The 11,404-nt window shown below is 71.4% G+C and carries 13 protein-coding genes and 3 pseudogenes; 6 read left to right on the top strand and 10 right to left on the bottom strand.

Going from position 1 to position 11,404, the window contains the following annotated elements; genetic code table 11:
- Window positions 1-134: 134 nt before the first annotated feature.
- From ACFY3L_RS51565 to ACFY3L_RS51550, 4 genes are read right to left on the bottom strand one after another with little or no spacing between them, the layout of a single operon-like run.
- Window positions 135-776, bottom strand: a complete 642-nt coding sequence (locus tag ACFY3L_RS51565) for a response regulator (protein ID WP_389342299.1) — start codon at window positions 774-776, stop codon at window positions 135-137.
- On the bottom strand, window positions 773-1,984 hold the full coding sequence (locus ACFY3L_RS51560) for a sensor histidine kinase (protein ID WP_389342296.1): 1,212 nt from the start codon (window positions 1,982-1,984) through the stop codon (window positions 773-775). The genes ACFY3L_RS51565 and ACFY3L_RS51560 overlap by 4 nt, the downstream gene beginning before the upstream one ends.
- Window positions 1,942-2,742, bottom strand: coding sequence for an ABC transporter permease (locus tag ACFY3L_RS51555; protein WP_389342293.1), 801 nt, complete (start codon window positions 2,740-2,742; stop codon window positions 1,942-1,944). The genes ACFY3L_RS51560 and ACFY3L_RS51555 overlap by 43 nt, the downstream gene beginning before the upstream one ends.
- Window positions 2,730-3,566, bottom strand: a complete 837-nt coding sequence (locus ACFY3L_RS51550; RefSeq protein WP_389342290.1) for an ABC transporter ATP-binding protein — start codon at window positions 3,564-3,566, stop codon at window positions 2,730-2,732. Before ACFY3L_RS51550 ends, ACFY3L_RS51555 begins: the two co-directional genes overlap by 13 nt.
- Before the next feature lie 560 nt (window positions 3,567-4,126).
- On the opposite strand from ACFY3L_RS51550, the gene ACFY3L_RS51545 reads away from it, so the two are divergent.
- On the top strand, window positions 4,127-4,630 hold the full coding sequence (locus ACFY3L_RS51545) for a MarR family winged helix-turn-helix transcriptional regulator (RefSeq protein WP_389342440.1): 504 nt from the start codon (window positions 4,127-4,129) through the stop codon (window positions 4,628-4,630).
- A 142-nt stretch (window positions 4,631-4,772) separates the two neighbouring features.
- Here ACFY3L_RS51545 and ACFY3L_RS51540 read toward each other — a convergent pair whose 3' ends face one another.
- Window positions 4,773-5,159, bottom strand: coding sequence for a four-helix bundle copper-binding protein (locus ACFY3L_RS51540; RefSeq protein ID WP_389342287.1), 387 nt, complete (start codon window positions 5,157-5,159; stop codon window positions 4,773-4,775).
- Between the two features lie 108 nt (window positions 5,160-5,267).
- Between ACFY3L_RS51540 and ACFY3L_RS51535 the strand changes: the two are divergent.
- Both ACFY3L_RS51535 and ACFY3L_RS51530 read left to right on the top strand, forming a co-directional pair.
- Window positions 5,268-5,816 (top strand): annotated as a pseudogene (locus tag ACFY3L_RS51535) (DM13 domain-containing protein).
- A gap of 9 nt (window positions 5,817-5,825) precedes the next feature.
- Window positions 5,826-6,347 carry a GNAT family N-acetyltransferase gene (locus ACFY3L_RS51530; RefSeq protein ID WP_389342284.1) on the top strand — a complete coding sequence of 174 codons (522 nt, stop codon included), beginning with the start codon at window positions 5,826-5,828 and terminating at the stop codon, window positions 6,345-6,347.
- 3 nt (window positions 6,348-6,350) lie between these two features.
- On the opposite strand, the gene ACFY3L_RS51525 is transcribed toward ACFY3L_RS51530, so the two are convergent.
- Both ACFY3L_RS51525 and ACFY3L_RS51520 read right to left on the bottom strand, forming a co-directional pair.
- On the bottom strand, window positions 6,351-6,731 hold the full coding sequence (locus ACFY3L_RS51525) for an FtsX-like permease family protein (protein WP_389342281.1): 381 nt from the start codon (window positions 6,729-6,731) through the stop codon (window positions 6,351-6,353).
- Between the two features lie 135 nt (window positions 6,732-6,866).
- Window positions 6,867-7,181, bottom strand: coding sequence for a hypothetical protein (locus ACFY3L_RS51520; RefSeq protein ID WP_389342278.1), 315 nt, complete (start codon window positions 7,179-7,181; stop codon window positions 6,867-6,869).
- 67 nt (window positions 7,182-7,248) lie between these two features.
- Between ACFY3L_RS51520 and ACFY3L_RS51515 the strand changes: the two genes are divergently transcribed.
- The gene (locus ACFY3L_RS51515) at window positions 7,249-7,533 is read left to right on the top strand and encodes an AI-2E family transporter (protein WP_389342275.1); all 285 of its coding nucleotides are present in this window, start codon (window positions 7,249-7,251) and stop codon (window positions 7,531-7,533) included.
- A gap of 516 nt (window positions 7,534-8,049) precedes the next feature.
- The gene (locus tag ACFY3L_RS51510) at window positions 8,050-8,367 is read left to right on the top strand and encodes a hypothetical protein (protein ID WP_389342272.1); all 318 of its coding nucleotides are present in this window, start codon (window positions 8,050-8,052) and stop codon (window positions 8,365-8,367) included.
- Between the two features lie 816 nt (window positions 8,368-9,183).
- Here the strand turns inward: ACFY3L_RS51510 and ACFY3L_RS51505 are convergent.
- A complete protein-coding gene (locus ACFY3L_RS51505; protein ID WP_389342269.1) occupies window positions 9,184-9,750 on the bottom strand; it encodes a hypothetical protein in 567 nt (188 codons plus the stop codon).
- A gap of 472 nt (window positions 9,751-10,222) precedes the next feature.
- Here ACFY3L_RS51505 and ACFY3L_RS51500 point away from each other — a divergent pair, with 472 nt between their 5' ends.
- Window positions 10,223-10,957 carry a hypothetical protein gene (locus ACFY3L_RS51500; RefSeq protein WP_389342266.1) on the top strand — a complete coding sequence of 245 codons (735 nt, stop codon included), beginning with the start codon at window positions 10,223-10,225 and terminating at the stop codon, window positions 10,955-10,957.
- 4 nt (window positions 10,958-10,961) lie between these two features.
- On the opposite strand, the pseudogene ACFY3L_RS51495 reads toward ACFY3L_RS51500, so the two are convergent.
- Window positions 10,962-11,069: pseudogene (locus ACFY3L_RS51495) on the bottom strand (IS5/IS1182 family transposase); the annotation flags it as partial.
- A gap of 93 nt (window positions 11,070-11,162) precedes the next feature.
- Window positions 11,163-11,404, bottom strand: a pseudogene (locus tag ACFY3L_RS51490) (methyl-accepting chemotaxis protein); the annotation flags it as partial.

The following is an 11,404-nucleotide window of genomic DNA, read 5'->3' as shown; positions in this document are numbered from 1 at the left end:
TGATCGCCCACGCCGTCGTCGTACTGATCGACGACGGGCACGGTGCACAGACGCACACGAACACCAGCCCGGCGACGGTTGCCACGACGATGCCGGCCCGGTCCCCCGCCGAGCGTGGGCGGGCCGGCCGCGGATCAGTCCGGTCCGCGGCGCGGCGACTCCAGCAGGCCGGCCGCGATCGCGGTGGTGACCGCCGCGGTGCGGTCGGAGACGCCGAGCTTGGCGAACGTGCGCAGCAGGTGCGTCTTCACCGTCGCCTCGCTGATGAACAGCGAACGGGCGATGTCCACGTTGGACTGTCCGCGTGCGACGAGCCGGAGCACGTCCAGTTCCCGGGCCGACAGCGGGGTGGGCGCTGGCTGGCGTACCTGGTGCAGCAGGCGGGTGGCCACCGCCGGCGCGAGGACCGTCTCGCCGCGCGAAGCCGACCGGATCGCGCCGAGCAGGTCGGCACGGGACGCGTCCTTGAGCAGGTATCCGATCGCGCCCGCCTCCACCGCGCGCAGGATGTCCGTGTCGGTGTCGTACGTGGTCAGGACGAGCACGCGGGTACCGGGCGCCTCGGCGAGTACCCGCGCGGTCGCGTCCGCCCCGTCGCCGCCGGGCATCCGCAGGTCCATCAGCACCACGTCCGGGCCGGCCGCGAGGACCGCGGCCAGCGCCTCGGCCGCGCTGCCGGCCTCGCCCACCACCGCGATGTCCGGCTCGCCGTCGAGCATGCCGCGCACCCCGGAGCGGACCACCGGGTGGTCGTCGACGAGCAGCACCCGGATCACGCCGGGATCACCACCCGCAGCCGGGTACCGGCGCCCTCGTCCAGGCGCAGCCGCCCGCCCGCCTGCGCCACCCGGGTGCTCATGCCACGCAGCCCGTACCCGCGCGCCATCGGGTCCGGCGGCAGGCCGCAGCCGTCGTCGGTGACCTCCAGCTCCACCTCGTCCGGCCGGTACGTGAGGCAGACCGCCGCCCGGGTCGCCGCGGCGTGCTTGCGTACGTTGGCCAGCGCCTCCTGCACCGCGCGCAGCACCACCACCTCGGTACCCACCGGCAGCGGGCGCGCCGGCCCGGACAGCCGCCACTGACCCTGCACGCCGGTCTCCTCGTCGAACCGGCGGACCAGCCGGCTGATCGCGTCGCCGAGCGAGGCGCCCGACAGCGGTGCCGGGGTCAGCGCGCCGACCAGCGCGCGGGTCTCGGCGAGGCACTCGCGGGCGGTACGCTCGGCCAGGTCCAGGTGCCGCCGCCCGGAAGCGCCCTCCTGCGGGGCCGCCGCGCCAGTGCCCGCACCGGCGGCCTGGATCAGCATGACCACACTGGACAGTCCCTGCGCGACGGTGTCGTGCAGGTCGGCGGCCAGCCGCTGCCGCTCCGCGACCATACCGGCCTCGTGCGACAGCCGCGCCACCTCCGCCCGGGTCGCGCGCAGTTCCGCGATGAGCTCGGCCCGGTCCTCGCTCTGGCGCACGATCTGGTCGATCCACGCGGAGATGACGAACCCGAACGCGAGCGCGCCGAGGGCCGGCGGACCCTGAGCGCGTACGGCACCGGCGAGATCATGGTGGCGCAGCGCGTCGCAGACCACCGGTACAGCGTTGAACAAGCTCACCGCGCACACCGCCGGGGCCAGGCGCAGCAGCTGGAACGCGAGCGGACACACGGCCCACAGCAGGTACGCCGCCTCCGGCGCGAGCACCACCGCCGGGACGAACGCGGCGAACACCAGACCCAGGAACGCCGCCGCGGCGCGGGTACCGCGCCCGACCGGCACGAGCCGGCGGCCTACTGCGGCGTACCCGGCGGCGAGCGCGGCCAGCAGCGCCACCGCGCCGAGCGCCCGGGGTACCGGCCGACCACCGGTGAGCACCATCACCGAGGTGAATCCGAGTACCAGCCCGCCGTACCAGTGCCACAGCCGCGCCGATACCGGCTCCTCCGCCGGGTTCACGCGTCCGTCCGGGTGGTCCACCGGAATGTTCGCAGACACAGCAGCAGACCTCCGACACACCAGGCGGCCAGGACCAGGGCCGTGCGCCCATGCTCCCACGTGTGCGCCGGCTCGTGCGCCGCCAGCGCGTCGGGCAGGAACACCGAGCGGAAGCCCTGGGCGAGCCACTTGAGCGGGAACGCCGCGCCCAGCAGTTGCAACGGCCGGGGCAGCGTGGTGACCGGCACGATGAAGATGCCGGACACGAACTGGAGCACCAGGTACGGCAGGTTCAGCACCGCGCCAGCGCTGCGCGCCGAGCGGGGCACGGCGCTGGCCGCGACACCGAGCAGCGCGCACGCGGTGACGCCGAGCAGCATCAGCCACACGAACGTGAACCACCGGCCCGGCGTGGCCGGGATCGGCACCCCGAAGGCGAGCCGGCCGACCAGGAGCAGCAGCGCCACCTCGGCGAGGGTGACCACGAACGCGAGCACGGCCCGGCCGATGAAGTACGCCGCCGGCGGGATCGGCGTGCCACGCAGGCGCTTGAGGGTGCCGTCGTAGCGGTCGTTGGCGATGCCGACGCCGAGGCTCAGGAACGTGGTCGAGCCGACCCCGCCGGCGATCATCCCGGCCGCGAAGAACTGGGCCGTGGTCACCGGCTCCCCCGGCACCCGGTGACCGAAGGCCGAGCCGAGCAGGGCGAGCAGCACCACGGGCAGGGCGAAGGTGAACGCGACCGCGTCCCGCTCGCGGAAGAACAGCTTGACCTCCAAGCCGCCGCGTACCAGGCTCAGCCAGATCAGTCGGGACACGGCCGGGCTCCGATCAGGTCGAGGTACACGTCTTCGAGGGACGGGCGGGTGACGGTCAGGCCGGGCACCGGGCCGCCGTACCGGGAGGCCAGGTCGGCGACCAGGGCGGCCGGGTTGTCGCTGTACTGCTCGCCGTGCAGCCACGTCACGCGCGCCCGCCCGGTCTCCCGGCCACCCAGCGAGGAGGGGGTGCCGGTGGCGACCAGCCGGCCGCCGGCCAGTACCGCGACCCGGTCGGCCAGCCGCTCGGCCTCGTCGAGGTTGTGGGTGGTGAGCAGGATCGTGGTGCCCCCGGCGGCGAGTTCCCGCAGGAGTCCCCAGAACTGCCGGCGTGCCTCGGGATCGAAGCCGGTGGTCGGCTCGTCGAGGAACAGCAGCCGCGGGTTGCCGACGATGCCGATCGCCACGTCGACCCGCCGCCGCTGGCCGCCGGACAGGTGACGCAGCCGGCTGCCCGCCCGGTCGGTGAGGCCGACCAGATCGATCACCTCGCTGGGCTTGCGGGGGCGGCGGTAGTACTGCGCGAAGTGGCGTACCGCCTCGGCGACGGTCGCCTCGGCCAGGTCGGCCGCCTGATGCGGCACGATGCCGATCTGCTCCCGCCAGTGCGGGCCGGCCCGCTGCGGGTCCGCGCCGAGCACGAACACCTCGCCCGCGTCCCGGCACCGGTACCCTTCGAGGATCTCCACGGTTGTGGTCTTGCCGGCGCCGTTGGGGCCCAGCAGCGCCACACACTCGCCGTCCTCGATGTCCAGGTCGATGCCGTCCACCGCGGTGTGCGCACCGTACCGCTTGTGCAGACCGCGTACCCTCACCGCGCTCATGGCTCGAGCATGCGGCGCCGGCCGGGCCCGGCGGAACAACCGGTACGTGGAACCGGGTGTCCACCGGTCGATGGACACCCGGTCCGCCCGGCGAGGTCCTGCAACCCGATCCCGGAACACGTCGTCCGGCCCTGCCGGCACCGCCGGGATGTTCGGTAGCGGCACAACCCGGTCACCGGCTGCCGGCCAGCTGTTCGCTGCGGCACGACGCGCAGCGGTCGGCCGGTTGGTGGCGCGATGGCTGTTCGCCGCCCCGCCGCACCACAGCATCACCTGCGCCTGGCGGTAGCAGCGAACACGTGGCTCGTCGTAACACAGGCATCCATTTCGTCAGGCCGACGGAGTCCGCCGACCTGGCGCAGCGGCGACGGCAATGCCGACGCCATGCATCGCCAGTGTTCGGGTCCGCACCGTCATCGCGTTCTCAGCCGTCTTGTCCTCACCGGCGCCAGCTGCACGAGCTGGCGCCGCTACGGCCGAATGGCGCCACCCCGTAGCACCTGCGCCGCGTCCTCGGCCTGGAGCCATGGAGCTCACCGTGGTGATGACGGCCGCGGCGGCTGTGGCAGGGCGGGGCCATGACCCAGCGGGAGCTTGCCGAGGCGCGCGGCGTGACGCCGCGGAACATCACCGGGCTGGTCGACGGGTTGGAGCAGGCCGGGCTGGTGCAGCGGACCGCCCACCCCAGTGACCGGCGGGCGACCCTGGTCCGCCTGACGCGACGAGGGACCGAGCTCGTCGAGCGGCTGGAGGCAGAGCAGGTGGAGTTCACCGAGCTGCTGTTCGAGGGGATGCCGCGGGAGCGGTTCGAGGGGCTCACCAGCGGGCTCAAGGACATTCTCGACAGGATCAGGGAGCGCTGTGAAGAACATCCTTGCCTACGAGGGGATGATGTGGCGCAGCCTGTACCTTGGGTCACCCACACCGTTGACGACGACGGGATCCGCCTGCGCCCGTGCTCTTCCTGGAGGAGTTCGGGCCGTGGGAGCGGATCACGGCGGTTCGGGCGAGCAAGCGGTACCACAGCGAGAACAAGCGGCGGCAGCTCGACGGGGCGACCCTGAACCTCATCATGTCCGGCCAGACCAACGTCGAAATCGACACCGACGGCGAGATCGAGCGGATCCGTTGCTGGGTGGACGATCCGGAGGCGTTCGTGGAAGCTGCTGAGGCCCGTCGTCCTGGGCGGGGCCTCAGCAGCAACCCTCACATCAGGACGGTCAGCAGGTCGCGGCAGGCCTGCTCGGCGCGCCGGCACGCCTCGGCGCAGAGGCGGCAGTGCTGGTGCATGGCCGCGTGGTGGGTGCACTCGTCGGCGCAGGCCCGGCAGGCGGCGGCGCACGCCTGGACCTGGGCCTGGATCACCGCGGCGTCGGCGCCGGTGTGCCGGGAGAGCATGCGGGCGGTGACCGCGCAGACGTCGGCGCAGTCGAGGTCGAGCCGGATGCACCGGGCCAGGCGGTCGACCGACTCCTCCCCGAGGCAGGCGTCGGCGCACGCGGTACAGGTCAGGCCACACTCGACGATGGTGTCGATCCCGACCGCAAGGATCTCGCGGTCCACGTCGATGGGCTGCGGATACGTCTCAAGCATCGTGGTTGTCGTCACGGGACCGTCGAATACCCAGCCGCGGCGATCGTAAGCGGCCGGTAAGGTCCCGGCATCTGGCGAGCCGGCGGGGTGACCGGTTCACTCGACAGCATGAGACGACGCGTGCTGATCGCCGGGGCCGTGGTGCTCGCGGTGGCGGTGGGGTTCGGCCTGTACTGGTTCGCGCCGTAGCGCCTGCTGACCAATACGACGGTCAATGAGGCCCTGTCGGTGCCGTCGACACCACCGGCAAGCGCGACAACGAGCGGCCCGACCGCCGGCCCGGCAACCGGGCCACCAGCAGGGCCGGTCGTCGTGGCCGAGGGCAGCTTCATCACCCACGAACACGACACCCAGGGCACAGCAAGGATCGTCAGGCTCGCCGACGGCACGACCCGGCCGGAGATCGCCGGCCTCGACACCTCCGACGGCCCCGACCTGCGGGTGTGGCTCACCGACCAGGCGGTCGTCGAGGGCCGCCAGGGCTGGACGGTCTTCGACGACGGGCAATGGCTCGAACTGGGCAAGCTCAAGGGCAACCGGGGTAACCAGACCTACCCCATCCCGGCGGAGGCCGACCTCATGCAGTACCGCAGCGTCAGCATCTGGTGCAAACGCTTCTCCGTCTCGTTCGGCGCCGCCCCGCTCGCCACGCGCTAGCCTCGATCGATGCGGGTGGTACACACGGCGGAACTGACGGACGGCGAGCGCAGCGAGATCAGGGCCCTGCTCGACCGGGCGTTCGGTGGGGGCTTCGGGGACGAGGACTGGGAGCATTCGCTCGGCGGGCTGCACGTGCTCGTCGAGGTCGACGGCGCGATCGTCGGGCACGCCGCCCTCGTGCAGCGGCGGCTCCTCCACCGGGCCAGGGCCCTGCGGGCCGGGTACGTCGAGGCCGTCGCCGCCGAGCCGCGGGGGCAGGGGCACGGGGCGGGCGCGATGGCGGAGGTGGAGCGGATCGTCCGTGCGGCCTACGACCTCGGGGCGCTGTCCGCCTCGGAGGCCGCGTACGGGTTCTACGAGGCGCGCGGGTGGATCCCGTGGCAGGGGCCGACCGCGGTGCTGGCCCCCGACGGGCTCACCCGCACGCCGGACGACGACGACAGCACGTTCGTGCTGCCCGTCGGGTCGACAGACCTCGACCCGACGGGACTGCTGGCGTGTGACTGGCGCGACGGTGACGTCTGGTAACCACTACTCGTTGCGTGCCGTCTCCGGGCCCGTGAGCCGGCGCAGCAGCGGCAGCGTCGAGGCGATGATCGCCAGCGACACCACCAGGCCGCCGGCGACCATCGCGTAGAACGACGGCGGCGGGGCCAGCAGCGAGTAGTCGAGCTGTGCGCGCAGGAACAGGTGCGCGGCCATCAGGCCCATGCCGATCGCAACCGTCGCCACCAGGACGAGCGGCACGACGGTCTCCAGCGCCACCACGCCGCGCAGGGTGTTCAGCTGTACCCCGGTGAGGCGCAGCAAGCTGGACGGACGCTTCCTGTCGCTCATGCCGCCGGCCAGGCTGCAGCCCGCGATCGGCAGGCTGCACAGCATGATGACGTTCGCGAGCTGCTGGAACTGCACGAGCAGCCGCGCCGGGTCGGCCTCCCACTCGCCGACCGAGGACGGGAACCGCGGCGTGGCCGGGAACGCCTGGATGAGGATCGTGCGGGCCCGCTCGAACGCGGCCTGGCTCGTCTTGCATCGACATCGCAGGACCTACCTCCACGACGACCACCAGACAGAAAGCCGCAGAACGTACCACGGCGAACAACAGCAGAGGTGATCTTGCGCGGTAAGGGCAATCAGCGCCGTCGGCGAGCCGTACCTGAGGAGCTCGACCAAGCGATCGACGACTACCTGCATGCCCGGCGGACTGCCGACCGCGCTGCCCGCCGGCCGACGAGCGATGCGCTCTTCGTCCGTCGGAACGGAAGCCGGCTCAACCGACTGCAGGTCTACCGCCTGGTCCGCCGGCTCGTGCGCCTCGTCGCCGCTCTTCGAGCCGGGCTCGAGGTCGAGGGAATCGGTCACGGCGGAAGAGTACGCATCGGGCCAGCGGCTACCCCCCGAATGTCAGCCGCTCCTCGTCCTGGCCGCCGTGATCGTCGTACAACAGGTTGAAGGCATCCTCCTCGTGCCACTGATCGTGGGCCGGGCGCTGCGGCTCCACCCCGCCGTGGTCCTGATCGCGGTGACCGTCGGCGGCCTCACCGCCGGGATCGCCGGCGCGATCGTCGCGGTCCGGCTCACTGCCGGCGTCTACCAGATCGTCAAGACCGTCGCCGCCACCCGCCCCACCCAACCCAACCCGCCAGCAGCGCCAGAGCCAGGGGCCACCAACCGCTCACGGATCTCGGCCCCATCGATCGACCCGCCCTCTTGATCAATCTCCCGTCTACCCTGGCCGTGCTGTCGCAAATCGTCCGCGCCTCCGCTCCGCCCCAAAGGGGCGGGCGCGGCATGCTGACGGGGCGAGCGGTTCAGAAGAAGCGAACGGGCAACTCTCGCACAGTCGCCCGTGACCTCCCGAGTGGATCGACTGGCGACCGCTCGCCGCACGGTGCCCGCTCCGTGGTCGTAGTTGGGACGGTGTCGTCGTGCGGCGTCACACCGGTTCCGGTGTGACCCCACAACGGGGACGGTGTAATCGTCGGCGAGCACACCTGCCTGGCGTCGGCGCCTAGCCATCGCCCTGTCACACCTTCGCGACGCCCAAGTCGGCGACCGAACGCCTGTACGCAAGAAAGCCGCCGTCGCCAGCCGGCAGATGCAAGGTTCAGTGCAGATTTCTGCAAGGTCACGCATCGAAGCTCCGAGATGCCACGTCAACCTCGTCTCCGCCGGATTCCGTCGGGATCCGCGACGGAGTGCGGCCGATAGGAGAATCTCTGTGTGTACGATGCAAAAGGCCCTCGCGGGTGTCGCGCTCGGCACCGCCCTCGCCCTCAGCTTCGCGGTCACGCCGGCCCAGGCGTCGAGCCAGGCCAGCGCGGCGTTCTGCGGGCCGATCCACTGGCAGGACGCCAACACCTACGGCACCCGCTGTGTCGGCGGCGACTCCAACACCCGTTACCGTGCCAAGGTTCTCTGCTCGATCAACGTATACGCGTACGGCCCGGTGGTCGTCGGCTCGGGATGGTCGTACGCCTACTGCACCAGGCTCGGTTCGGGCGTGCACATCAAACCTGGCGCAAAGGGACAGATTGAATTCTTCTAAGGCCGGATCCGCTGTGCGGGCGCGGCACCTGGGCGCGCCCGCACGGTCGTCTCACCTCGGGGCGCGCGGCAGGGCAGGAGCACGCCACGGGTCAGCCGGGCGGCGCTCAAGCGGGTGGCCTCACCACGTGTCGCTGCGGGTGCCCCATGCCAGATTGGGGGGGCCTGATATCCGGGGACCGCTGAGTTCGCGGCGGCGATGAACGACACCGCGGCGGCCTCCACAAACTGCGCCTGGCGGAGCTGGTCATGGAGGCCGAGCAGCTGGCCGGCCGGGGTGTCGAGTCCCTTGAAGGCCCACTACGAACACTCGCGGGGGATCGGCGAGCAGATCGTCCCCGCTGCAGTGCCAGAGGATCATGAGATCACCGCGGCGGAGCCAGTAGCCCACCGAACGAGCTGCAGGTACGCGCGATTCAACGTCAGGCAGTTACGCAAGATCGTGCGGCTACGGCTCTCACACAGCTCATCACCCCAACATGGGAGATCCTCCGCGCTGAATGGGGCAGCTAACACCGCGGCCGTGACAGTCGCGGCGTGGCACACCAGCCTCCGCCGATACTCGGCACCTCAAGCTGTGTGCGATGCCGCGACCGCCCGAGCCAGTCCACCCTTTCGATAGGGACGCCTCAAGGCTGGTCGCGGCCACCGCCGCCCACTACGCAATGATCATGGCTGACATGAGTGGCAAATCCGCTGACATCGAGATGGCCGATAGACGCTGACACCGACGTGGCACCTCGCAGAAGGCCATGATCGGCGCGGCCTCCGTGTTACGAGGTGGTAGGCGGTGATGGGCGAGTGGGTCCGACGGCGGTTACTGGAGTCGGCGCCGCATCATCTGCGTGTGGCGGATGAACTGCGCTTCGCCGATTTCGCGTACTGCGGCGTGCCGGTAGAGGCGCTCGATCTCATTGTTCAGCAACAGGTCGGGACACGCCTGAGTGCACAGGTCGAGCGCCGCGCGCAGAAACCGAGCCGCGGCGGCGGCCAGTTGCACGTAGGTGGCGGACCCGGTAGTTGTCGCCCGCCACTCTCGGGGCCCTGTCGGCTGCCAGTGGGTCACGCTGACAAGGTCCCCGTCGCGGGTGAAACGGATCAGCAGGGACCGGTCTGGAAAGGACAAGTCGGATCGTCCGTGCAAGGCGAGGTCGCGCAGTGCGAACTCCAGGGAGAGCCCGAAGTCGAGCAAGGGCATCTGCTCGGCCTCCACGAGGAGGTTCCCGACCTGCAGCGTCACTGCGCCCAGCATCCACCTTTCGCGGACTTCCCACTCCGGTGCTTGCCGGATGTCATCCGCGTTGGTGCCGGCCGGTAGCAGTTCGCCGGCGTCCGCGCCGTCGAGGATACGAAAACTGACGTCGACCCGTTCGTCTGGCTTCATGTCGCTCTCCAAAGCCGACCGGCAGGTCGGCCTGACGTGGGACGGCCGCCGCCTGATCATCGAATGTTGTGCTGACAACCAATGATCCGGTAGTGGCCGCGGGCCACAGCGTAGAGCCTGCTGGTTTGCAGGTGGTGCTCGACGAGGCCCTCGATTGCATCGCCGCCCGGCTCGGTCGGGTGGAGCCCCGTCGGACCACCCGGGATCTGGTGCTGGGGCTGCTGTCGCCGGTGGAGCGCAAGAACTGCTGGTGGCTGGCGGAGCAGGCTGGACACGACGGGCCGCAGCGAATGCAGCGACTGCTGCGCACGACGGTATGGGACGGCCAGGCCCAGGCCACCGCCCTGCGCAGGATCGGGGCCGCGGCCGGCACCCCCGCGCAGAAACGACCGTTCACCGTCGCCGGCCTGCCCGCGTCCATCGCCTTCACCGACGCTTACGAGCAGGTCCCCGCATCCCTGCGCCGCCCGATGTGGGGCTGCTCGGTGTCGGCGGCGACGACGGCACCGCGGTCGGCGTCGACCTCGCCACGACGTCGGCGTTCTACGTCGGCGGCGCACCCGGCACCGGCCGCAGCAACGCCCTGGCCACCCTCGCGGTGTCGCTGCTGGCCGGCGGTACCGGCCTGATCGTGTTCACGCCGCGCGAGTCGCCACTGCACGCCCTCGCCAGGCACGCCCAGGTCCGTCTCTTCACCGACCCGGACCCGGCCAACGACGCCGTGCAGGCGGCGCTCACCGATCTGCGCGGTCCGGCGGTGGTCCTGGTGGACGGCGCCGACCTGCTCGCCACCCCCGCCGCCGACAAGGTCCTCGGGGCCGTCGCCACCTCGGGCCGCGACCACGGCCAGTCCATCGTCTGCGCCGGTGCCGCCAGCGCCCTCTCGATCGGCCTGGGCGCCTGGCTCACCGCCGCCCGCCGCTCCCGCCGCGGCCTGCTCCTGTCCCCCCAGGGCCGTCACCGAGGGCGACGCCATCGGCGCCCGCCTGACCTCCAGCCAGGTCCGCGGCGCCGCCCCGGTCGGCCGCGCGTACACCTCGGGCCCGGCCGGCACGGCGATCGCCGTTCAGGTCCCCCTGACCGTCCTCCGCGACTGAGGGGTGTCTCAGTTGGTGATTTTGGTGAGTCGGCGGTGGCAGATGAGGATGGCTGCAAGGTCGGCGAAGGCTTGGAAGTGCGCGGCGGGCCAGTCGGCGGTTGTTGGTGAATCAGGACAGGCACGACTCGACGACCCATCGGTGCCGGCCCAGTCGCTGGGAGGACTCGACGCCCTTGCGGGCGATCCGAACCGTGATGCCACGACGGCGGACCTCGGCTCGGATCGCGTAGTCACTCAGGGATGGATGTTGCGTTGGGCCGTTCCGCGATCCGCAGACGGAGCCGTGCCCCGTCCGCCGGGCCGCCGGCTCGACTCAGAAGCGGAACTGCGACACGAGTTGCTGCAGGTGGGCCGCCGTGCGGGCCAGTTCCTGGCTGGCGGCCTGGGTCTCGGTGATGCTGGCCGCGGCCGTCTGGGAGGCCTCGGCGACGCCGTTGATGTTGTCGGCGATCTCGTTGGTGCCGGTCGCGGCCAAGGTGACGTTCCGGCTCATCTCGCCCGTCGTGGCGGTCTGCTCCTCCACGGCGGCGGCGATGGTCGACTGGTACTGGTTGA

The sequence above is a fragment of the Dactylosporangium sp. NPDC000521 genome (genome assembly GCF_042898305.1).
Taxonomy (GTDB): domain Bacteria; phylum Actinomycetota; class Actinomycetes; order Mycobacteriales; family Micromonosporaceae; genus Dactylosporangium.
Note: the sequence above shows the minus strand (reverse complement) of the source record. Positions and strands in the feature narration are given on the sequence as shown.